Here is a 20,537-nt window from a genome sequence, read left to right on the forward strand (position 1 = left end):
GCAAATGCACAATCTGAGCGGAGTTTTGGCGAATGGATGACGTGACTGTTTCGCCCGCGTTGCGGCGCGGTATCCGGTCGTGCCTCGCCGACCTCGATGAGATCACGACGCTCTACGTGAGCCAGGTGCGCACGCTGACCGGATACGTGGAGTCGGTCATCGCGGAGCGCGACGTGCACAGCACGGCATTCACGACGCTGGGCCTCATGTTCCGCCAGCTGGGCGGGGAGCGGCTCGAGGATGAGCTGCGCGCGCACTCGCGGGCCATCGGCCGGAAGCGGGTCCGGCAGGGGGTGCCGCTCGAGTCGTTGCTGCGGGCGGTGCGCATGGATTTCCGGTTCATCTGGCAGGCGCTCAACGACCGTCTGCCTGGGGAGGCGGACCGCCTGTCCGACGACGTGGTCGCGATCTGGGAGGTTGTGGAGGCGCACACGACGAGCGTGCAGTCGGGGTACATGCTCGAGCTTGGGCAGGTGAAGGCGGAGCTCGAGCAGGAGCAGGCGTTCCTGCTGCGTCGTCTGCTGCGGGGTGGGGTCGATGACTCGCAGCTGCACGTGCAGGCGGCGGAGGCGCTCGAGATTCCGCTCACTGGACCGTACTGGGTCGCCGTCGCGCATCAGGATGCGGCGGCCGCGTTCGCCGCGGATGTGCAGGACGTCTTCCCTGCGGCGGTGTGCCTGCGCCTGGATGGTGTCGAGTTCGCGGTGATCGCCGGTACGTCGGGTGTGTCTGGTGTGGTCGGTTCGTCCGGTCCGTCGGGTTCTTCGTCTTCGTCTTCGTCGGGTCGGTCAGGTTCGTCGGGTGTGTCGGTGCAGCTGGCGCTCGCGGATCTGCAGGTGGGTGTTTCCCAGTCGGCGGCGACGCTGTCGTCGCTGAGCGAGATGTGGCAGCTGGCGTCCGAGCTGGCTGAGTTCGCTGTTCCGGGGCGGGCTGCCGTGCTCGCGCAGCACTGGCCGAGTCTTGTCGTGCGGAGGCTTGGACCGGTGGCGTCGAGCCTGGCTGCGGATGCGCTCCGTGATTTCGCGCTCCTGCCTTCATCGGAACGGGACCTTCTGGTGGAAGCCGTCGAGGTGTACATGGCCTCCGGTTCGGCGTCGAAGGCCGCGGGTGTGCTGTTCTGCCACCGGAATACGATCATGAACCGGCTGGCGAAGTTCGCCTCGGTGGCAGGTCTTGACCCGACGGTTCCCGATGACGCGGCCACGATCAAGGTCGTGCTTGCCGCGGCCAGGGGCGCGGAGGAAGGTCGGCCATAGAGTCGTGAGTCGTGAGTCGTGAGTCGTGAGTCGTGAGTCGTGAGTCTGTGGGCCAGTGAGAGTCCGCGAGCCGGGAGTGCGTAAGGTCTCGGACTCGTGAGCGCGTGAGCGCGTGAGCGCGTGAGGTCTCGGGTTTGTGGGTCCGCAGGAATCTGGACTCGGACTCTGGCTCGTGGGTTCGTGGGGCCGTTGATCCGCTAGTGCGTTGACCCGTTGACCCGTTGACCCGTTGACCCGTTGGGCCGCGGTCTGCGGCACCGTGGGGTTGCGTGTTTGCGTGTTTGCAGGGTTGCAGGGTTGCAGGGTCGCAGGAATACAAGGTTGAAGGACCTCAAGCTCTGCGGTTGAACTGTGGGCGGGTGTCCTGGGTGTCGCTGGGTGCGTATCCGCGGCGGCGGCTGGCTCTGCGTGGCACGTGGTGTCCGATGGTGGGTACGACGTGCCAGCGTCCGTTGCTGCTGCGAGTGAGGGTGAGTCTTTCGCGGTGGACTTCGTGGTGGTGGAAGGAGCACAGCAGGATGCCGTCTTTCGCGTCGGTTGGTCCGCCTTCGCTCCAGGGCAGGGCGTGGTGCACTTCGCACCAGCGCACTGGTGCGCTGCATCCGGGCGCTCGGCATTGGCGGTCGCGGGTTGCGATCGCCCGGCGTTGGGCGGTGGTGAAGAGGCGTTGTTTGCGGCCGAGGTCGAGGATCTCGCCGTTGGTGTCGGTACTCGCGATGCGGATGAGCCCGTCGCAGATGATCTGGGCTGCGACTGACGGTGGGACTGGCTCTCCGGTGCGCTCGAGGTGGGGCAGGTCTTCGGGTCGGGTGGCGGTGCCGTCTTGTCCGGCGGTGGTGGTGACGATGATGACCGTTGGTGCCTCGCCTCCGGTGCGGGGCGCGTCGGGTGATTCGGCGTAGGCGCGGACGATCATCGTGAGCGCGTCGATGCGCTGCTGCTCGATCGACCGCTGATCCATCAACGGAACCTCGACGTCACCACTGTCGCGACTCTCACCACGTTCGTCGGGCAACGGGAGCTCGTCGGGTCCGAGCGCTGGGGCGGTCGGTTCCCCGCACTCGGACGCGGCCGGGAACTCCACGGCACGGCGCGGAGAGAGCAGGGCGTCGAAGACTGAGATCAGCTGCTCGCCTTGCGCGGGCGTCGCGACGAACTTCCCTGACACCGCACCGTCGGCGCGACGCGTAAACCAGAGGCCGCGCTGCTCGGCGATCTTGTCGGCCCGCGGCTCGTCGCCGTCGGGGTCGAGGTAGGAAACCCAGGTCGCGGCCTGCACCTCGAGGACCTTCGGCACCGCGGGCTGTTCATCTTCCGGATTCAGGCCGCACGCGGACGCCACGAGCTCGATCTCGGCACGCGCGAGCTCGTCGACGTCCACGCGATTGCCGGTGCGGTCAAGGCCCTTCGTGATCGCGGCTGCCTGCGCGACCGACATGACGGCCGAGCCCACCGCTCGCGCTACTTCCGTGTACTTCGGCGGGATCGACTCACCCGTGATGCTCATCCGCTCCCTCGTCGCCGCCGCGACGTGCAGCAAGGTCTTCGCCTCGAAAGGCTTCACCGCGAGCACCTGCTCGACCATCGCCGGGAGGTTCCGGAAACCGGACTTCCGAGCGACCGTCTCCGCTCTCGGAGACTCGTCTTCACGCCGCAGCAGCTCGCCCGTGACCTCCACCAGAGCAGCATCCAGCACTCGTCGCCGAGCCGCGAGCTCGCGGAGCACAACGACGATCTCCGCGTCCGGAAGGCTTGCCATCTGGCACCGCGCCTCGAGGAGCGCGTCCACGACAGCCGTCTCCACTGACGACCGCGCCGATGACTGTCCTGGCTGCGCCGACGACTGTCGACCCGATTCTTGCTCCGCCTGCGATGCCACGACAACCTCCCCCTCGATTGATTCGAGTGTACCAAGTTGGCCCGGTTCAATCAACAGTTGAACAGGACTTTTCCCTATCAATTAGTTTTTAGTTTCGAATGCGCAGGTGCAGGTGCAGGTTCTCAACAGGTACGCCCCGGTTTGACTGGCATGCGCTCCATCTCACGTCGCTGGAGGGATCGCGCGGGCTGCCAGGCACGCCCGCGTCTCGGCTCAGCAGACCACGTGCTACCGACAGTGGACCCGAGCTTCATCCCAGGCGCGTCTGGCGAAAGACGGCCGGCCCGGACTCGTCCCGACTCACGCCGGGCCCCTCCGGTCCCGGACATGCCCGCCCTGACAGTGCTCGCCTTCGAAGGTGCCTGCCCTGGCAGCGACCGCCCCCGAACGTGCCTGCCCCGAAGGTGCCTGCCCCGGCAGTGCTCGCCCCCGAAGGCGCCTGCTCCGGCAGTGCTCGCCCCCGAAGGTGCCTGCCCTGGCAGTGTCCGCCCCCGAAGGTGCCTGCTCCGGCAGTGCTCGCCCCCGAAAATGCCAGCCCCGAGGTGCCTGCCCCGGCAGCGCCCACCCCCGAAAGTGCCAGCTCCGAAGGTGCCTGCGGCAGTGCCCGCCCCCGTGAGCGCCTGCCCCGGAAGCTACCCCTCGACTCGCGGGAGCGCGGCAGCGGCGACGACGTCGCCGCTTTCCCCGCGAATCTCGACGCTCGTGACCTCTTCGCGCAGCGCTGCAGCGTTGACGGCGCAGTTGATCTCGACCTCGGAGCCGAGGAAGGTCCCTGATCCGACGTCGTCTCCGGTCGCATCCACGACGACCACCGAGTAGAACTCGCCGCTCGGCAGGCCGGTGACGGTGAGGAGGGTCTCGGTGCCCCAGGTGTGCGCGACGACGCTGCCGTCGATCTCGACGCCGGCGGGTTCGCCTTGGAAGTCGACGGGTTCGACGGCGCCGAGCGTTCCTGGGTCGCCGACGGGCGGTGGCGTCTCGGGGCGGGGGAGGAAGAAGCCGCCGACGACGCCGACCAGGAGGCCGACGGCGGCGACTCCGGCGAGCAGGGCGCCGCCGAAGCGCCGGCGACCCAGTGGCGTGACCGGCGCGGCCTGCGCTTCTGCGTCACGGTCACGGTCACTGCCACTGCCACTGCCACTGCCACTGCCACTGCCACTGTCACGGTCACGGTCACCCGATTGAGGACCATCGGCACCGCCATCGACGGCCCCGAATGCCAGCACGGCGTCACGAAGCTCATCGCTGGGCGTCGCATCCAGCCACTCGGGATGGTCGGTGAGCTGCCCCGTCAGGGCGCGCAGCTCGGCCAGCTCGGCGTCGATGGTGGGGTCGGAAGCGCGCATCCGCTCGAACTCGGCGGCTTCGACTGCGCTGAGTTCGCCGACGAGGGCGGCGGCGATGAGCTCGCCGCGGCGGTCTGCGTTGTGGTCAGTCACGAGCTCCTCCAGGTTCGTCGAGGTGGCCGCGGACGGCGCGGAGGCCGTAGAAGACGCGGGTGCGGAGAGTGGCGACGGGCACCCCGCAGCGGGCGGAGAACTCAGCGTAGCTGTACCCGGTCAGGTGGATGGCGACGATCGCTTCCCGCTGCTCGTCCGGCAGGCGGGCGAGCGCTTCCGTGAGGCCGAGCCCGGTCAGTGGGTCCGGGATCTCGGCGGGGAGGTCCGCGGGGGCGGTGGATGCGTCGGGGGCTGCGATGCGGGGGAGCCGGTCGCGGGCTCGCAGCGCGTCGGAGATGACGTTGCGGGCGATCGCGAAGAGCCAGGTCCGCTCGCCGCCCTTGGTGGGGTCGAAGCTGTCTCGGGCGCGCCAGGCTCGGAGGAAGGTCTCCTGCACGCAGTCCTCGGCGAGCGGCCGGTCGCGGAGGGCGTTGACGGTGAAGCCGAGGAGCACGCTGCCGTGGTCGCGGAACGCCGAGTGCAGGTCGAACGAGTGGGGCGCATCCGCCATACGGGCGTGTCCTCTCGTCGTCGACCACCGTGCGCGGTCAACGATAACGGCAGTGCTCACGGCTGCTCCCTCCGGTGACTCAACTCGGGTTGGTATACCCCAACTCGGGTTGGTATAGGGGAGTACCGCCGGATCGGGTCCAGCGTTCAGGGGCTTCCCGAAATCTTCGTCAGAAAAAAGTTCGAAGTCCGATGAACGCGGGACGGGTCGCCGCCGTATGCCCCTGTACGACGGCTCCATCGGGGAGCTGCGAAGCAGGAAGGCACCCCTCATGCCCAAGCACACGTTCGCGAAGTCGCTCGCCCTCGGCGCCACAGCTGCCGCCGCCATCGCCCTTGTCGCCGCCGCTCCCGCCACCGCTGAGACGGAGGTCGCCGAGCCGGACTCGTTCACGAGTGCCTACACGGTCATGGCGACTCCGGATGCGGTCATCAACAACGACGGCGTCGTGACGCCGGGTGAGCCGGGGGCGATGGGGCAGTTCGACTTCCGCATCAACTCGGACCTGAACATCATCTGCTACGACATCACCCTCACGGGAGTGACGGGCGAGTACGAGAGCCCCGCAAAGACCGCCACGCACATCCACGAGGCCGCCGAGGGCCAGGCAGGCCCGCCGCGCATCGCCTTCCCGAACCCCACCGACAACGGTGACGGCACGCGCACGAGCAGCGGATGCCTCGAGGGTCCGTTCACGACAGGCCTCAACTCGGACGCCGGCACGGACACGGGTGAGGGCTTCACACTCAAGCAGATCGAGGCGAACCCGGCCGGCTTCACGGGCGACTCGCACACGGCTGACTTCAAGGCCGGCGTCGTCCGCGGCCAGCTCGTGCAGGTTCCGGTCGGCGGCGTCGACACGGGTGCCGGCGGAGCCGCAGCCGCTGGTGGCCTCGACGCGATGACGCTCAGCTTCCTCGGTCTCGGTGGCCTCGCCGTTGCCGGCGTCGCCGGGCTCGCGGTTGCGCGCAAGGCTCGCGCAGCGGGTCAGTGACCAGGAACTCTTCTCGGGCGCCGGGGCGCGCGTTGCGCGTCCCGGTGCTCGTCGTTGCGGCCGCGCTCCTCGTGAGCGGATGCGCGGCCGCCCCGAGCGGGGACGCCTCGCCTCCCGAGGGCGTCCAGCCTTCGACGACTGCGGTCGAGTCCGCTCCGGAGTCCGCTCCCGAATCCGCTCCGGAGGCGACCCCGCCGGCGCAGGTCGAGTCCCCGGCGGCACCCCCGGCGGGTGGTGTCGAAGTGCTCCAGGAAGGCGTCGCCCCTACGGCGGTGTCGATTCCGGCGATCGGCGTCGAGGACACGCTCATCGACCTCGGCATCGCCGCCGACGGCAAGATGGAGGTGCCCGTGGACTTCGACGAGATCGGCTGGTTCACGGGTGGCGGCAAGCCTGGCGGTCGGGGGCCGACGGTCATCGCGGCCCACGTCGACGGTCTCGCCGGCCCCGCCGCGTTCTTCCGGCTCGACGAGCTCGCCGCTGGCGACGTGGTGGACGTGAGCGACGTCGAAGGTGGCGTCACCAGCTATCAGGTCACCGAGGTCGTCACGGTGGAGAAGGCCGAGTTTCCGACGGCGCGCGTCTTCGGCGCGGTGCCTGGCGACGAGCTGCGGCTCATCACGTGCGGCGGCTACTTCGATCGCGACGTGGGGCACTACGACAAGAACGTCGTCGTGTTCGCGACGGCGGTCTAGCGCTCGGCTCGGGGTTCGGCTCTCGCCGCTCGGCCGGTTGCTCAAGATCGGTCTGTGGCTCATCGCTGAGGGGCGGCCGGTTGCCCAGGTCCTGCCTGTGGCCAGTCGCTGCGGCGATTCCCGTCGCGCCTAGAAGAAGGTGGAGATCGCCGTGGCGATTCCGGTGCTGATGATGACCACCACGCCGCAGATGGCGATGGCCTCTCGGGGCATCGTGCTGCGCTGGTAGGCGTCCCAGAAGCCGTCGGCGGGGGTTGCCTGTCGGTTCTCGACTTCGTGGTCGACGCTTGTATCGGACATATAGCTAGTCTAACTAACTAATCCCGAGGAGCAAGCCAAACGACGATCTGAGTTGGGCCAGCGCAACCGGAGGTCACGGTCACGCATCAGCACTCGAAGGCTCGCAATCCCATCTCTCATTCGCTCCGAATGGATGGCAGGCGCGGCGATGCGCCCGGGTTCCGCGGGCCACTCGAAGGAGTGGGGAGCCCTCCAAGAGTGGCGCGTCTGGCCTCACGTCGGGCAGCCGGAGGTGAGGTCCGTGTCCATGCTTGCCCTTGACGCTCCACGGCAGACATCCGCCGCATCCCGACCGAAGACCCGCGGTCGCTCGCAGGCCCTCGCGCAGTTCCGGAGTGTGGCGGACGCCGACGACAGCGATGAGTTCCTCGCTGGCCTCGCCTCGCTCGGCGACGCGCGCGCCTTCGACCTGCTCGTGCAGCGGTACCGGACCCTCATGTACGTCTGCGCGCGGCGTCGCCTCGGCTCCGACGCAGAGGCCGACGACGTGGTGCAGGAGTCGCTCGCTCACGCGTGGACCAAGATCTCGACGCTCAAGGATCTGGCCGCCGTGCGGTCCTGGATGCTGCGCATCGTCGCATCCAGGAGCGTCGACGTGCTCAGGCGCCGACGCGAGCACGACAGCGTCGAGGACGGCGACTATGCCGCGTCCGACACGCAGTCGCCGACGACCAACGCGCAGCTCGCCCTGCTCTCCGCCGCCCTGCACATCGCACTGTCGCGGCTTCCCGAGCAGCAGCGGCGCTGCTGGGTGATGCGCGAGCTGGAGTCGATGAGCTACCAGGACATCGGCGACGATCTCGAGCTGCCCGTGAGCACCGTCCGCGGTTCGATCGCCCGGGCCCGCAAGGCCCTCGCGATCGCCATGGCCGACTGGCGCTGACTCGCGTTCTGGGCGCATCCGGTCGTGACGGCTGCCGGCGCATCCTTGCCTGCGCACCTGGGTGACGCTGCTTGCAGGGCGCATCGAATGATTGTGGCCCGCGGGGCTGTTCTCTAGGCTCGGGTTCATGAGAGCGACGCGTCTGCTGGCCGTGCTGAGTGCATCCGCCGTGTCGCTCGGCGGGTTCGTGGGGTGCGTGAGCGACGTGACTTACACGCGCAACGGCGTCGAGGTGACGCCGGATGAGGCGCTCGTCGAGTCGGGCTACGCGGACATCGACCCGTGCGCGGCGATTTCCGACGAGACGTTGGAGGCGGCGGGGTTCGTGTCGCCGTCGTCAGGGCAGACGCTCTCGCCCGACCCTGACTGCGAGTGGCGCGACGGCATGAAGTCGGCGCCGACGCTGCTGCTGTGGGTGGATGGGCCGACCGAGGCCGACGAGCTCTCGGAACTCATCGAGGTGAGCGGCGTCGAGGTCGAGGTGTTCTTCCAGGCCGGCGCCTCGGGTCGCTACGTCGCCAGGTTCGACGACCTCACGCTGACGCTCAACGCCGACCTCGAACTGGAGGGCGAGTTCGACGAGAACTCCGACGCCTTCGGCAAGGACATCCTCGCGCGGGGTCTGACCGACGCGATGGAGGCGTACGGGAAGCTGTGAGGCGTTCTAAGCGGGGTCCCGGGCTTCGGCATCGGCAGCTGACCCGTCCAGCCGCTCCCCGACGAGCGCGAGCGCGCGCTGCTGCGTCGCGTTGAGCACCGACTCGGAGTACTCGTCGAAGAGGCCGGCCCCGTCCGACAGGTCGAGGTCTGGCGCATCCGTCCGTAGCGAGTCGACGACCTGCGCGAAGGTCGCCACGAATCGCTCGACGAAGTCGTCGAATGCCGCCTCGCTCGTCTCTTCACCGAGCCCGTGGAAGTCAGCCGTGATGGCCACGATCTGCGGCACCAGCGCGGGGTCGCTGAGCTGCTCGTAGTACCCGACCAGGTGCGGCATGCCCTCCTCGCCGACGAGGTGGGCGAGCAGCACCGTCTGGTCGCGGTCCATCTGCTCGAGCTCGGGGGAGAGGTGGCCTGCGAGCGTGCCCATGTACGCGGCGAGCTCCGGCGGCAGGTCCGGTGTGGTCGGAAGGTGTCGCAGCTGCGCGATGAGCGCGCGCTGCGCGGTGAGGCGGTCGATCTGGGCCGCGAGCTCGGCGTCGAGACGGTCGAGCACCGCTGGCGCCTCGGCACCGTGCTCGTCGAGGAGACGCGGCATATCCTCGAGCGCGATCCCGAGCGCGGAGAGGCGGCGGATGCGCAGCACCCTGATCAGATGATGCACCCCGTACTGCCGGTACCCGTTGGAGGAGCGAGGCGGCTCATCCAGGACCCCGACCTGGTGGTAGTGCCGCAGGGCGCGCACCGTGACGCCGGCGCGACGGGCGAGCTCGCTGCTGTTCACCGCACACCACCCGCGTTCGCGCTCGTTGCCTGGGGTTCCAGTGTACGAAGCGGGCGGGCGACGATGCCGTAGAGGAACGCGCATCCCCATGCCCCGAGCAGCGCCAGTGCGGCGACGTTGACGTTGAAGTACTCGGTGAGCACGGCCGCGAGCATGATGCCGAGCGATGGGGCCGCCGTGGTGAGGGCGTTCTGGGTGCCCATGATGCGGCCGCGCACCTGCTCGGGGATGCGCTCGATCATGAGCACGCCCATGAGGCTGCCGAAGAGGCCGCTCGCGGCACCCATGACGAAGGCGCCCGCGAATACGACCCAGACCGAGGTGAGGAGGCTGATGAGGCCGATGCCTATGGTGGTGCCGATCATGCCGACCACGAACCAGGCGCGGCGGGGGCCGCGCGTGCCGGCTACCGCGTACGTGCCGCCGCCGACGAGCATGCCGAGGGCGAGCGCGCTGAGCACGAACCCGAGCAGTCCCGGCTGCTCGACCAGCGTGAAGTAGACGGGCAGCACGAGTCCCTGCAGTCCGGCGAGCACGAACACCGACACGAGGCTGAGCGCCGTGGTGGCGACGAGGAACGGGCTGCGGAACAGGGCCCGCCAGCCGTCGCGCAGCTGCGCCCATCCGGTGCCCGTCGGGGTGGATGCGCGCGATCCGTCGTCGGCGACGATCACGCCGACCGCCCGCGGGATGAGCAGGGTGATGAGGGCGGCGAGGAGGGAGGTGGCGGCGGTGATCCACAGCACGGTGGAGCCGTCGAACAGCACCATGAGGGTGCCGGCCGCAGCGGGGCCGACGAAGATGGCGACGGCGCTGAGGCTCTCGCGCACGCCCATGAGGCGTTCGGCGCTGATGCCGCCGTGGCGGACGATGGCGGGGAGGAGCGCTTCGCGGGCGGTCATGCCCGGCACGTCGCCGAGGGATCCGACGATGCCGAAGAGCACGAACCAGCCGAGGTTGAGCCCCGCGACGAGGTCGATGATCGGGAGCGCGGCGATCGAGGCGGCCGAGATGAGGTCGGTGACGACGGATGAGGTGCGCCGGTTGATGCGGTCGATGACGACGCCCATGAAGAGGCCCGCGAGCACCGCCGGGATGGCGGTGGCCGCCGCGACCGTGCCGGCCCCGAGGGCGCTGCCCGTCGTCGAGAGCACGATGAGCGGGAGGGCTATACCGGCGATCGAGTTGCCGAGCAGGGAGAGGACATGCGCCGCGAGGTACGTGACCGGCAGAAAGTTCATGCGGTCAAGCAGAAACTATGACGTTGGGGCGGGGTCAAGTGGGTTGGATGCGCTTTCGAGGATCCAGCGACCGCTGTCGGAGGATACGTTTTGTTCAAAGAGTCCGGCGGGGATCTCAGCTACTCTCGTCCGCGTCTTCGTACTCGAAAACGATGTTCAGGCCGTCATCCGGATGGTAGGTCCACGACGCCTCGAGGTCATCCCATGAGTCGTCCTGACGGCCGTCCAAAGCGCGAGTTTGCTCGATTTTCGAGACAGTGCTGGCAGGTACATCCAGGCTGCTCAGCACGCACGACAGCGTGCTCATCGGAACGGTGCCAGTTGCGCTTCCGCTACCGCGAGCGGTAAACGTCAGGCTTGAACCATCGTCCTCCGCCGCGAGGCGGCCGCCACAACCGGTAGCAGCCGATTCGAGCGGTGTACGAGTCGCAGTCGGGGTGGGTTCGGGAGCTGCGAGAAGTTCGGGTGCGACGGCAAGACTCGCGCCGACGACCAATCCGCCGACTGCAAATCCAGCCGCGGCCGCGGCTACTAACCAGAGTGATGATGCGCGATTCTTGGACTTGTTCCGACCTGGGCCAGGCGAGACCGATTCGCTTCCTGTGGCATGGGACGCTCTCGCAGAGCTGGCCGGACGGCCGTTCTGTGGCAATTGATCAGTGGGGTGCCAGGTCATGACTAATCCAGATTCGTTAGCGGGCGGGCGTGGAAGGAATCCGGACGAGGGCGGCAGCACGACGGATTCGAAGAGAAGCTGCAGGTCTGCACCGGGTCCGGTTCAACGCTGGGAATGGCAGCGTGAAAGCGGCTGGTAATCGCGTGCGCGTGACGCCTAAAGTTATACGCGACACAACCACGACGGGGGAGCCCCGGGTGATTGAACAAGTCTCGTTAGGGGCGCGGCTGGCAGGACTTTTCGCTGAGCATCTGCGGAACCGATGAGTGCCTACTGCTGTTAGACCGCGTTGGCGGGTTCTTCACCGCTGACAAGAGATGGATCCGGGTCGCGGTCGAAAACAACACCTCGATGCCGTCAACTCAATCAATCCGCTCGGGAACATCTTCGCAAATCCCCAGGTGAGCGGTCGATCGCTCCACCTTCTATTCTTCGGCTATGCGCCGTCTCCTTGCCCCAGTCGCCCTCATCCCGCTCTTGTTCCTTGCATCATGCTCGATTGGCGACAGCGAACCTGCTAGCGCTCCGCCCGCGGGATCGAACGCTGCTCCGGTTGCTGTGGAGACGCAGGCGCCACCGGCGGTGCCGCTGGATCTCACCGGTGACTGGGTGCAGACCAACTCGAACTCCGAGTCGAGCTATCAGGCGGCCACCATCAGCGACGGGGAGATCGTCATCAACTGGGTCAACGATGCCGAATCGACGAGTGCGCTGTACTGGGCCGGCACCTATGTTGCTCCCACCGAGGACGTCGAGAGCTACACCTGGGATTCCGCGAACGACACCACCCAGACAGAATCGGCGCTCATGGCGTCAGGCGATGCGACAAAGGTGTTCACGTTCGAAGGCGACGTGCTGACCTACGAGCTCACGGCCATGGGCGTGACGATGACCGTGGAGATGAGCCGCCAGTAGCGCAGGTCAGCGCTCTACGCCTCCATCCCGCGCCACGCCACCTCGAGGCCGGCCCGGCAGCGCGCTCGCGCGGCGGGGTCGTCGAAGCGGCAGCCGCGGACGACGAGCTGATAGTAGAAGATGCCGGCGATGAGGTCGAAGCACGCCTCGACGTCGAGGTCTGCGCGCAGCGACCCCTCGGCGATTCCGGCGCGGAGGGCGTCTTCGATGGGTCGGCGGCGCACGGAGACGTGCGACTCCCAGTACGCCTGCTGCAGCTCCCGGTCGCTCATCACGAGCCGGATGCGCTGCCGGAACCGCTGGTCTGGGTAGCTGGTCTCGTCGAGGTCGGCGGATGCGCCCATGAGGAAGTCGACGATGCCGGCACGCAGGTCGCCGGGCTTGCCCAGCGTCGGGGGGATCGTGCGCCCGACGTCGAGCGCAGCCGCGATCAGGAGCGTCATCGACGGCCACCGTCGGTAGAGGGCGGCCCGGCTCACGCCGCTCCGCTCGACGACCCTCGACACGGTGACGGCCTCGTCTGCGTCGATGATGGCGAGCGTGGCGGCGAGAATCTGGCCATCGAGCTCCTCCGTGCGAGGCCGCCCAGGGCCCCGGCGTGTGTCGAGAGCTGCCGATGCTGCCGATGCTGCCGACGCTGCCGACGCTGCCGACGCTGCCGACCCCGCTGAGCGCGCCGAGGTGCCCACATCCGTTTCGATGGATGCGGGCGCCGAAGCGGGTGCGGTGGTCGTCACGCGGCGGCCCGCTCGCGGAGCTGCGCGATCGTCGCGTCGGTGAGCCCCGCCGCTCGCAGCGGCGCGAGCGGGTCGCCGTGGCGCTCGCGGAGGCGGGCGAGGAGGATGCGCATCGACACGTCCATGGGTTCGGCGTCGCCCGTGAGGGAGCCGTTGAGCTTCGACACCTCCTCGAGGTCCATGCCGAACTTCGCGAGCAGCACGCTCATGGTGGGCCCGATGCGGGCCAGAATCGCGCCCATGTTGGCGTCGGTCTTCGCGTAGTCGCGCACGATGTCGTCGTCTGCTGCGCCGAGCGCGAGGAGCAGCATGGCGGCTAGCACGCCCGTGCGGTCGCGGCCGGCCGCGCAGTGGAAGGCCGTGGCGCCGGGGGAGACGGCGATGATGCCGAGCGCCGCGGCGAGCTGCGGCGCGGCCGACTCGACCATGAGCGCGTACATCTCGCCCATGCCGGCGTGCGCGCTCCCGTGCTCGTCGGCGGTCGGCAGCCCGCCGCCAACGCTGCCCATGAGGGGCAGGTGGTGGTAGGCGACGGGGTGCGCCGAGAGGGGGCCCCGACCCGTGAGGGCGACCTCGTCGGCGGTGCGGAGGTCGATGACCGAGGCGAGCCCGCCCGCGGTCAGCTCGCGCGCATCCGCTTCGGTGATGACGGACAGGTCGTCGGCGCGGATCGCGAGCCCCTCGCGGAGGGGGCCGCCGGCGATGGGGGTGCCGCCGAGGTCGCGCAGGTTGACGGGTGCGGAGAGGGTGATGTCGAGCGTGGTGGTCATGTGAGTCGCTTTCGGATGAGGGCGCTGCCCTGGTCGATCAGCGTGACGAGCACGATGATGCAGATGATGATGGCGCTGAGGTGTCCGTAGTCGTACATCTTCATCGCCGTGGTGAGTTCGAGGCCGATGCCGCCTGCCCCGACGAGGCCGAGGATGGTGGCGCCGCGCACGTTGCCCTCGAAGAGCAGCAGCGTGTAGGAGACGAGGAGCGGCGCTGCCTGCGGGAGCACCCCGTACTGGATGAGCTGGCGCCGGGATGCGCCCACCGCCTGCATGGCGGACATGGGCCCGCGGTCGACGGATTCCATGGCCTCGGCGTAGACCTTGCCGATGGAGCCGATCGAGCCGAGCGTCATCGCGAGGATGCCGGCGAACGGGCCGAGCCCGACCGCGGAGACGAACATGAGCGCGAACACGAGGTCGGGCACCGAGCGGATGATGTTCATGACCCAGCGGGCCGGGTAGTACACCCACTTCGGGGCGATGTTCGACGATGCGGCGAACGCCATGAACAGCGACAGCACGGCCCCGAGGACGGTGCCGACGATGGCCATCTGCAGGGTCTCGATGAGGAGCGAGAAGATCGTGCCGAACTTCGAGAAGTCGGGCGGGAACAGGCGCGAGAGGAACTCGCCCATGTTGATGGCGCCGTCGCCGAGCTTCGAGAAGTTGAACTCTGCGCCCGCGAACGACCAGAGCAGCACGATGATGGCGACGGGGATGCCGAGCAGAAAGCGCGCTCGCGGGATCGAGAAGGCCCGTTCGAGGCGGTCGCGTTCGGCGGTCGTGAGCGAGGGGGCCGTGGATGCGCGGGGCGGCTTAGGCGCGGTGGTTGTCATCGTGGGCCTCCTCGGCGTCGTAGAGCACGGAGAGCTTCTCGGCATCGAGCGCGCCGGTGGGGGCTGAGACGAGCATCTCGCCGTGGCGGAGGCCGATGATGCGGTCGGTGTGGCGGAGTGCGAGGGGCAGCACGTGGAGGCTGACGAGTACAGGGATGCCGTCGCGGGTGGCGATGTCGCGCAGCAGTTCGAGCACGGAGTCGGCGAGCTTCGGGTCGAGGGATGCGACGGGTTCGTCGGCGAGGATCACGCGCGGCTGCTGCATGAGGGCGCGGGCTATGGCGACGCGCTGCTGCTGGCCGCCACTCAGCGAACGGGCGGGGGCTTTCGCCTTGTGGGCGATGCCGACGCGGTCGAGGAGTTCCATCGCGCGTCTGCGGTGCTCGCTGCTGAAGCCACCGACGAGGTTGATCGGGCCCGCGCTGTAGAGGGTGCCGGTGAGCACGTTCGTGAGCACGCTGAGGCGGGGGATGAGGTTGAACTGCTGGAACACCTGCCCGACACCTGCGCGCAACTGCCGCAGCTCGCCCCGGCGGAGGTTCGTGACGTCGTGCCCGGCGACGCGGGCCGTGCCGCTCGTGATGGGGGCGAAGCCGGTGAGGCTGCGCATGAGCGTCGACTTGCCGGAGCCGGACGCGCCGAGGAGGGCGACCATCTCGCCGGGGTGCAGGTCGAGGTCGACGCCGTCGAGCACGGTCGTCTCGTCGTAGGCGACCCGGAGGCCGCGCACGGTGACGAGGGGGAGGCGGGTGAGTGCATCCATGTCGCTGGTGCTTGCTGCTGCTGCGGGCGCAGTGTTGGCGCTGGGAGCCGGGGCGAGGTTCGTCATTCGAGGTCCTCGAGCTTCACGCCAGCGACGCCGGCGATCTCCACGAAGCCATCGAAGACGGAGGGCTCGGGGTCGACGGAGACGGGGAGTCCGATGAAGCCGGAGCCGAGGGCGCCGAGGGCTTCGGCGTTCTCCTCGACGAAGACGGCCTGGATGGCGTCCTTGATGACGGTGCGCTTCTCGTCGCTGAGTTCTGGGCTGCCGAGGACGCTGCCCATGACGGGCATGGGTGCGCTCTCGCCGACGCCGCGCCACTCGCCGTCGGCGAAGGGGAACATGGGTTCGCCGAGCTCGGTGAGCATGATGGAGGTGCAGGCGGCGTCGACCTGGCCCTGTTCGAGGGCCGCGAAGGAGCCCTCGTGGCCGCCCGCGAAGATCGCCTCGTAGTCGGTGCCCTGCTCGAGGCCGGCCTCGTGGAGCATGTGGACGGGCATGAAGTAGCCGGAGCTGGATGCCTGGTCGGCGAAGGCGACGGTCTTGCCCTCCAGGTCGGTGAGCTCCTGCACGGGGGAGTCGTTCAACACGACGCAGGTGGAGACGGGGTCTTCGCTGCCCTCCCAGGCGAGCAGCGCATCCACTTCGCCGGTGTTCACGGCGAGCGCGGAGGGGAAGCCGCTCATGATGCCCATGTCGACGTGGTCAGCGCGGATGGCTTCGACGACGCTGAGGTAATCGGGTACGTCGGTGACTTCGACCGTGTAGCCCGTCTCGGCTTCGAGGAGCTCGACGAGGGCGTCGATGGGGTTCGCCTGCGTGGGGTCTTCGCCGAGGGGGATGGTGGCGATGGTGATCGTCGTGTCGTCTGCGGTGGCTTCGGCCGTCTGGCAGCCGGTGAGGGCGAGGGCGCTGACGCCCATGATGCCGAAGGCGAGGAGCGGTGAACGGCGCATGTTCGGGGTCCTTCCGAGGGATGCTCCCGGGATTTCGAGAACACCGGTATGCAAACTCGCGAAGGTGACCGGCAATTACGAGACCGGTGGACTGGAAATTGGCGCGCAGGTGAACAGTTGGGGCGGGGCGGGTGTGAGGTAGGTGGAGCTCTTCCGGCCCGGGTGACCGAACTGCGCGGTGTCGTCGCTTAGTCGGGAGCCACTGGAGCGATCGGGGCGCAAGTTCCTGCCGTGATCCGTTGTCTGCTGTCTCGCCCGTCCGTCCATGACGTGGAGACCGTGGCCTTCCGAGGGGAACCATGAGCAGTTTTACCCGGAGAAGTGTTGCAGCCCAATTCTTGCGACGATACTGATGGGAGTCGTGCGGCGTCACATCGCTGTGCACAGAGCTCGTGGGTGACCTCGGCGTTCGAATCGGCTCGTCCACGTATGGGAGACACATGTCTGCGATCTTCAAAACCGTTTCCTGGCAGGTTAGCCAGCTGGTTGCGGGCGTACATCAGGGGAGCATCAGTCTTCCGGACTTGCAGCGCCCGTTCGTCTGGCCTGCTACGAAGGTCAGAGATCTCTTCGACTCGATGTACCGCGGATATCCCGTCGGCGCCCTCATGTTTTGGGATGTCGCGGCGGAAGACTCGACGCGAGCGATAGCGGGCGAAGCCCGCATTTCGGCCGCACACCAGATTGTTGATGGACAGCAGCGGCTGACGAGCCTCTACGCGGCCATGAAGGGCCTCGCTGTCCAGAACGACAACTACGAGCGCAAGTCCATCCGGATCTCATTCCACCCATTCACGGAGAGATTCGAGGTGGCCACGGCCGCCACCGCCAGGTCTTCTGAGTGGATCGAGAACATCGCGACGGTGTTCGACGCCCCGATTGACGCGACCGACGACTACATCGAAGGTTTGGAAGCCGCCGGGCGAGAGCTCAGCCGCGAACAGACGCGCGAAATACGGCGGGTCTTCAGCAAGCTCGGCGACCTGCAAAAGTATCAATTTGACGTGGTGCACATCGAGAAAGGCGTCGACAAAAAGCTTGTCGCGGACGTGTTCGTTCGCATCAACTCGGAGGGCGTCAACCTTAAGGCCTACGACTACATCCTGACCTGGTTGAGCGTCTTTTGGCCGGAGGGCCGGGAGCAGATTGACGAATTTGCGCGACACTCACGGATGACGCCGGAGCGTGCCAGCGAGCTGGCGGGCTCCAAGATCTCATGGACACCGAAGAACGCATACCTGGCCGTCGAGACTGGCCATGTAACTCGCGTCATGGTGGCCATCGGGCAGAATCGCGCCAAGCTCATCGACGCCTACGCGAACCTGCAGGCCAAGGACCGGCAGACTGGGCGAGTCGACGGCGACAAACAGGAGCGAGAGCTCGCAAAATTACGAGACGCGCTGCCGGTCGTCACCAACAGCCTTCACTGGACCGAGTTCATACGTTCCATCCAGTTGGCCGGTTTCAGGTCCCACGCGGGCATCACCTCAAACATGAACATCGTTGCCAGTTACATCATCTTCTTGCTCGGCCGCACACGGTACGGAGTGGAGCTACGAAAGCTGCGTGCACTGGTTGCGCGATGGTTCTTCATGTCTCAGCTGACAGGCCGGTACACGGGCTCGAGCGAGTCTCAGATTCAAAAAGACCTCGATATGTTCGCCGACCTGGCGGACCGCGACGCCGAAGGGTTCCTGCGGCTCGTGGACGCGACCATCAGCGTGAGCGTCACAAACGACTTCTGGGAGTTCAACGCACCCCAGCTCCTGGTGTCCTCAAGTCACAAGCTGTCGCCGGTCTACCAGTGCTACCTCGCTGCCCTGAACACACTCGACGCGGACATGTTCATGATCCCTATGAAGGTGCGCGAGTGGATGGATCCGTCCACACCCACGGTCAAGGGAATGGAAGGACACCACCTCGTGCCCCGGGACTACCAGGAGAAGGTCCTGGGCACCATCGACAACAAGCGCATCAACCAAGCCGCCAACTTCGCTCCCACTGACTGGGACACCAACCAGCGCATCTCGAACCGTGCACCGGCCGTGTACTGGCCAGAACTGCTGGCCGAACGCGGTGGCAACGCCGACTGGGTGGCCAAGCAGCATTACTGGCACGCCCTCCCCAGAGACTGGCATTTGCTGCCCTACGACGAGTTCCTTGAGCAGCGACGCACGCTCATCGCACAAGTCATCCGAGATGGCTTCGCTCGCTTGGGGCCAGACCTAGGAAGCACGGCCCCTGACGCATCTCTGCCGCTACCGCAGGAGGTGGGAATTCCCACGTTGTCGCTCGCGGTATTGCTTGAGCAGGGACTCTTGTTGCCAGGCGATCAGCTTGCGCCACTCGAGTTGGAGACAGACGTTGACGCGGTCGTCACAGAAGATGGCACCGTGATGATCGATGGCATTCACGAGTTCGACGACCTCGATGAAGCAACACGATCGCTGGATGTGACCAACATCAGTGGGTCACAGTTCTGGGCCCTCGAGCGAGACGGCGCGCTTCAGCCCCTTAGCGAACTCGCGTCATCAATCGCTTGATCACAGCTCCACTGCTTTCCGACGCGAGCAGACCTGGCTGCCGGCTCCCGGACGCGCTCGACATACCGAGACCTCACCACCGAAACACCCGTCAGCGGGCAAACCCGTCTGATGCTGAAACACCGAGACCTGGAGTATTGATGCCCAAGGACGCCCAGAATCAGAACCCCTCAGAACGCAAGATCGAGTCCCTGACGAAGCTCGCAACGAAGAACTTCAGTCGCTTTGCTATCGCGGCGCAGCACATGTCGGCAGAGGCTCAGATCAAGCTGATCCAACAGCTCCCGGAGTTTCGCAAGCTGGCCACAGATGCCGTCACCTCGATCGAAAGGTCGTATCAGGCGACTCTGGAGTCGAACGATGAGAGCGCCCGCGCTGTTCACAACGGCTACGCGGCGCTGATCGGTGTCCTGATCAAGCGCCTCGACAAGGAGAATCTCACTCTCGAGGACGAGCGTTGGATCCTCAACAAGATCGCTGAAGTAGTCGCGGAGCAGAAGCGTATGCACAACGAGGACAGGAACGCCAAGGTCGCTATGTTCGGAAAAGTCGTGGCGGGAACGGCCGCTGTTGCTGTTGCCGTCGTGGTCGCCGTAGCAGGTGGCAAGGCGGCGCTCGACCAAAGCGATTCCGACCAGGCTTAGCTCGTGACGGGCGTCGCCTGCAGCGTCGGCTTAGCCTGCTGAATCGCCGCCGCAATGCCGCGGTGTCTGACCTGAGCTGGGTTTACCGTCACGTCAGCTCAGAAAGGAACGGTTAGCTGATCCAGGTCGCTGTTCTCGACCGCGCCATTTCTCAAGTGCGGACCGTGGCGCGCGTCTCCCGTTGTTCACCCCTGGCATCCGTCCAGGTGACAGTGCATTCAACGGCGTCAGGCGATCCCATCGCAAGGAGCAACGGGAACCGCGCCTCCTGGGCTGGCGGGATCGTACCGAGCTGGCCGTCCTCGCGAATCACTCGAAAGAAAGCGTCCTCGGGAAGATCGTCAAAGCTGAAGTCCACGTTTGAGGCTGGCCCGTTCGAGGTGTTCTGTAGCACGAGTGACCAGTTGCGTTGTGTTCGAACGCGTCCTTTGGAGTCGGTCTTTACGCTCTCCCGAACCTCGGCACGCGGCCAGACTCCCTCGGCGGGATCGTGGGCAGCTTCAGTCTGATCTCGGCCTTTCGACTGTTCGACGGCCTGTTGAAACTGTGCTGTCGCCCGACTTAGATAGTTGTTGAGGTGCCCTACGAGATCGGCCCTGTCGGCGTGCTCGACAACGAGTGCCTTCTTCCTGATCGAATCCAGATACTCACTGAGACGCAGACGTTCTGCCAGAGCTGGCCCACGGAGTGGTGCGCGCGGAGCCGCGCTGACCAGCACCCCGACTGATTTACCTGCCTCTACGAGGATCTTGATCTCCTCGGCTGTACCCGACTCTGCGTCGCCAGTTGGTGTACCCAAGCGATCTTGGAACAACGCGATCGCCATGTCCGCTTCATCGACTATCTGATCGTTGAGGATGGCTTGCGGACGCTCGCCGAACTCGGCAACCGCATGTTCGGTCCAAGAGATGGGGAGGACTGTCAGCCCCACCGTTCGTCCGAACGTCAGGTTCCACTGGCTGATCGTCTTGCGAACAACCGCCATGTCCTCAACCGGCACATCGCCCGGCGCAGAGATCAAAAGGTGAAGCGCAAGTGTTGGGTATGCCATAGGA

Annotated in this window: 21 protein-coding genes; 8 read left to right on the top strand and 13 right to left on the bottom strand. The window is 66.9% G+C overall.

Features of this window, described 5'->3' with window-relative positions; all coding sequences use genetic code 11:
* Positions 1 to 41 precede the first annotated feature (41 nt).
* Positions 42 to 1,256 (top strand): helix-turn-helix domain-containing protein, encoded by a 1,215-nt coding sequence (locus tag C5E07_RS03025; protein ID WP_146080488.1) that lies wholly within the window; start codon positions 42 to 44, stop codon positions 1,254 to 1,256.
* Between the two features lie 331 nt (positions 1,257 to 1,587).
* On the opposite strand, the gene C5E07_RS03030 is transcribed toward C5E07_RS03025, so the two are convergent.
* The 3 genes from C5E07_RS03030 to C5E07_RS03040 all read right to left on the bottom strand — a co-directional run bounded on the left by C5E07_RS03030 (position 1,588) and on the right by C5E07_RS03040 (position 5,145).
* The gene (locus C5E07_RS03030) at positions 1,588 to 3,015 is read right to left on the bottom strand and encodes an HNH endonuclease signature motif containing protein (RefSeq protein ID WP_146080489.1); all 1,428 of its coding nucleotides are present in this window, start codon (positions 3,013 to 3,015) and stop codon (positions 1,588 to 1,590) included.
* A 752-nt stretch (positions 3,016 to 3,767) separates the two neighbouring features.
* On the bottom strand, positions 3,768 to 4,574 hold the full coding sequence (locus tag C5E07_RS19120; protein ID WP_146080490.1) for a hypothetical protein: 807 nt from the start codon (positions 4,572 to 4,574) through the stop codon (positions 3,768 to 3,770).
* Entirely contained in the window at positions 4,567 to 5,145 is a 579-nt protein-coding gene (locus tag C5E07_RS03040; RefSeq protein ID WP_258063759.1) for an RNA polymerase sigma factor, read from the bottom strand. Before C5E07_RS03040 ends, C5E07_RS19120 begins: the two co-directional genes overlap by 8 nt.
* 211 nt (positions 5,146 to 5,356) lie before the next feature.
* Between C5E07_RS03040 and C5E07_RS03045 the strand changes: the two genes are divergently transcribed.
* Together C5E07_RS03045 and C5E07_RS03050 are read left to right on the top strand one after the other, a co-directional pair.
* Positions 5,357 to 6,079 (top strand): CHRD domain-containing protein, encoded by a 723-nt coding sequence (locus C5E07_RS03045; protein WP_104240657.1) that lies wholly within the window; start codon positions 5,357 to 5,359, stop codon positions 6,077 to 6,079.
* The gene (locus C5E07_RS03050; RefSeq protein ID WP_258063760.1) at positions 6,076 to 6,774 is read left to right on the top strand and encodes a class F sortase; all 699 of its coding nucleotides are present in this window, start codon (positions 6,076 to 6,078) and stop codon (positions 6,772 to 6,774) included. The genes C5E07_RS03045 and C5E07_RS03050 overlap by 4 nt, the downstream gene beginning before the upstream one ends.
* Before the next feature lie 129 nt (positions 6,775 to 6,903).
* Here the strand turns inward: C5E07_RS03050 and C5E07_RS19380 are convergent, their stop codons facing one another.
* Complete coding sequence (locus C5E07_RS19380; RefSeq protein ID WP_160074469.1) at positions 6,904 to 7,074, bottom strand: hypothetical protein; 171 nt, start codon at positions 7,072 to 7,074, stop codon at positions 6,904 to 6,906.
* A 247-nt stretch (positions 7,075 to 7,321) separates the two neighbouring features.
* Between C5E07_RS19380 and C5E07_RS03055 the strand changes: the two genes are divergently transcribed.
* Together C5E07_RS03055 and C5E07_RS03060 are read left to right on the top strand one after the other, a co-directional pair.
* The gene (locus C5E07_RS03055) at positions 7,322 to 7,957 is read left to right on the top strand and encodes an RNA polymerase sigma factor (RefSeq protein ID WP_181062312.1); all 636 of its coding nucleotides are present in this window, start codon (positions 7,322 to 7,324) and stop codon (positions 7,955 to 7,957) included.
* A 127-nt stretch (positions 7,958 to 8,084) separates the two neighbouring features.
* Complete coding sequence (locus tag C5E07_RS03060) at positions 8,085 to 8,615, top strand: hypothetical protein (RefSeq protein ID WP_146080491.1); 531 nt, start codon at positions 8,085 to 8,087, stop codon at positions 8,613 to 8,615.
* A 6-nt stretch (positions 8,616 to 8,621) separates the two neighbouring features.
* Here the strand turns inward: C5E07_RS03060 and C5E07_RS03065 are convergent, their stop codons facing one another.
* The 3 genes from C5E07_RS03065 to C5E07_RS19385 form a co-directional block, all read right to left on the bottom strand.
* Positions 8,622 to 9,398 (bottom strand): MerR family transcriptional regulator, encoded by a 777-nt coding sequence (locus C5E07_RS03065; RefSeq protein WP_181057762.1) that lies wholly within the window; start codon positions 9,396 to 9,398, stop codon positions 8,622 to 8,624.
* Positions 9,395 to 10,639: an MFS transporter gene (locus C5E07_RS03070; protein WP_104298395.1), complete on the bottom strand. Its 1,245-nt coding sequence runs from the start codon at positions 10,637 to 10,639 to the stop codon at positions 9,395 to 9,397. The genes C5E07_RS03065 and C5E07_RS03070 overlap by 4 nt, the downstream gene beginning before the upstream one ends.
* 115 nt (positions 10,640 to 10,754) lie before the next feature.
* On the bottom strand, positions 10,755 to 10,928 hold the full coding sequence (locus C5E07_RS19385; RefSeq protein ID WP_181062313.1) for a hypothetical protein: 174 nt from the start codon (positions 10,926 to 10,928) through the stop codon (positions 10,755 to 10,757).
* Positions 10,929 to 11,897: 969 nt separating this feature from the next.
* Between C5E07_RS19385 and C5E07_RS03080 the strand changes: the two genes are divergently transcribed.
* On the top strand, positions 11,898 to 12,230 hold the full coding sequence (locus C5E07_RS03080) for a hypothetical protein (RefSeq protein ID WP_146080492.1): 333 nt from the start codon (positions 11,898 to 11,900) through the stop codon (positions 12,228 to 12,230).
* Between the two features lie 14 nt (positions 12,231 to 12,244).
* Here the strand turns inward: C5E07_RS03080 and C5E07_RS03085 are convergent, their stop codons facing one another.
* Genes C5E07_RS03085 through phnD form a run of 5 tightly spaced genes read right to left on the bottom strand, consistent with a single transcriptional unit; the run spans position 12,245 to position 16,295 of the window.
* Positions 12,245 to 12,967: a TetR/AcrR family transcriptional regulator gene (locus C5E07_RS03085; protein WP_258063761.1), complete on the bottom strand. Its 723-nt coding sequence runs from the start codon at positions 12,965 to 12,967 to the stop codon at positions 12,245 to 12,247.
* Positions 12,964 to 13,737: a tyrosine-protein phosphatase gene (locus C5E07_RS03090; RefSeq protein WP_104298398.1), complete on the bottom strand. Its 774-nt coding sequence runs from the start codon at positions 13,735 to 13,737 to the stop codon at positions 12,964 to 12,966. Before C5E07_RS03090 ends, C5E07_RS03085 begins: the two co-directional genes overlap by 4 nt.
* A complete protein-coding gene (phnE, locus tag C5E07_RS03095) occupies positions 13,734 to 14,576 on the bottom strand; it encodes a phosphonate ABC transporter, permease protein PhnE (protein ID WP_104298399.1) in 843 nt (280 codons plus the stop codon). The genes C5E07_RS03090 and phnE overlap by 4 nt, the downstream gene beginning before the upstream one ends.
* Positions 14,557 to 15,405 carry a phosphonate ABC transporter ATP-binding protein gene (gene phnC, locus C5E07_RS03100; RefSeq protein ID WP_181057764.1) on the bottom strand — a complete coding sequence of 283 codons (849 nt, stop codon included), beginning with the start codon at positions 15,403 to 15,405 and terminating at the stop codon, positions 14,557 to 14,559. Before phnC ends, phnE begins: the two co-directional genes overlap by 20 nt.
* Positions 15,402 to 16,295: a phosphate/phosphite/phosphonate ABC transporter substrate-binding protein gene (gene phnD / locus C5E07_RS03105; protein ID WP_104298400.1), complete on the bottom strand. Its 894-nt coding sequence runs from the start codon at positions 16,293 to 16,295 to the stop codon at positions 15,402 to 15,404. Before phnD ends, phnC begins: the two co-directional genes overlap by 4 nt.
* 440 nt (positions 16,296 to 16,735) lie before the next feature.
* On the opposite strand from phnD, the gene C5E07_RS03110 reads away from it, so the two are divergent.
* Together C5E07_RS03110 and C5E07_RS03115 are read left to right on the top strand one after the other, a co-directional pair.
* Entirely contained in the window at positions 16,736 to 18,838 is a 2,103-nt protein-coding gene (locus tag C5E07_RS03110) for a DUF262 domain-containing protein (protein WP_104298401.1), read from the top strand.
* A 140-nt stretch (positions 18,839 to 18,978) separates the two neighbouring features.
* Positions 18,979 to 19,482, top strand: coding sequence for a hypothetical protein (locus C5E07_RS03115; protein WP_104298402.1), 504 nt, complete (start codon positions 18,979 to 18,981; stop codon positions 19,480 to 19,482).
* Positions 19,483 to 19,633: 151 nt separating this feature from the next.
* Here C5E07_RS03115 and C5E07_RS03120 read toward each other — a convergent pair whose 3' ends face one another.
* The gene (locus C5E07_RS03120) at positions 19,634 to 20,533 is read right to left on the bottom strand and encodes a hypothetical protein (RefSeq protein WP_104298403.1); all 900 of its coding nucleotides are present in this window, start codon (positions 20,531 to 20,533) and stop codon (positions 19,634 to 19,636) included.
* Between the last annotated feature and the right edge of the window lie 4 nt (positions 20,534 to 20,537).

Source organism: Pseudoclavibacter sp. RFBJ3 (assembly GCF_002931375.1).
Classification (GTDB): Bacteria; Actinomycetota; Actinomycetes; order Actinomycetales; family Microbacteriaceae; genus Pseudoclavibacter.

Coding starts and splice junctions, on each gene's coding strand:
- C5E07_RS03030 (WP_146080489.1), bottom strand. CDS start 3,015: ATGGCAAGCCTTCCGGACGCGGAGATCGTCGTTGTGCTCCGCGAGCTC.
- C5E07_RS03045 (WP_104240657.1), top strand. CDS start 5,357: ATGCCCAAGCACACGTTCGCGAAGTCGCTCGCCCTCGGCGCCACAGCT.
- C5E07_RS19380 (WP_160074469.1), bottom strand. CDS start 7,074: ATGTCCGATACAAGCGTCGACCACGAAGTCGAGAACCGACAGGCAACC.
- C5E07_RS03055 (WP_181062312.1), top strand. CDS start 7,322: ATGCTTGCCCTTGACGCTCCACGGCAGACATCCGCCGCATCCCGACCG.
- C5E07_RS03060 (WP_146080491.1), top strand. CDS start 8,085: ATGAGAGCGACGCGTCTGCTGGCCGTGCTGAGTGCATCCGCCGTGTCG.
- C5E07_RS03070 (WP_104298395.1), bottom strand. CDS start 10,639: ATGAACTTTCTGCCGGTCACGTACCTCGCGGCGCATGTCCTCTCCCTG.
- C5E07_RS03090 (WP_104298398.1), bottom strand. CDS start 13,737: ATGACCACCACGCTCGACATCACCCTCTCCGCACCCGTCAACCTGCGC.
- phnE (WP_104298399.1), bottom strand. CDS start 14,576: ATGACAACCACCGCGCCTAAGCCGCCCCGCGCATCCACGGCCCCCTCG.
- phnC (WP_181057764.1), bottom strand. CDS start 15,405: ATGACGAACCTCGCCCCGGCTCCCAGCGCCAACACTGCGCCCGCAGCA.
- phnD (WP_104298400.1), bottom strand. CDS start 16,295: ATGCGCCGTTCACCGCTCCTCGCCTTCGGCATCATGGGCGTCAGCGCC.
- C5E07_RS03110 (WP_104298401.1), top strand. CDS start 16,736: ATGTCTGCGATCTTCAAAACCGTTTCCTGGCAGGTTAGCCAGCTGGTT.
- C5E07_RS03115 (WP_104298402.1), top strand. CDS start 18,979: ATGCCCAAGGACGCCCAGAATCAGAACCCCTCAGAACGCAAGATCGAG.
- C5E07_RS03120 (WP_104298403.1), bottom strand. CDS start 20,533: ATGGCATACCCAACACTTGCGCTTCACCTTTTGATCTCTGCGCCGGGC.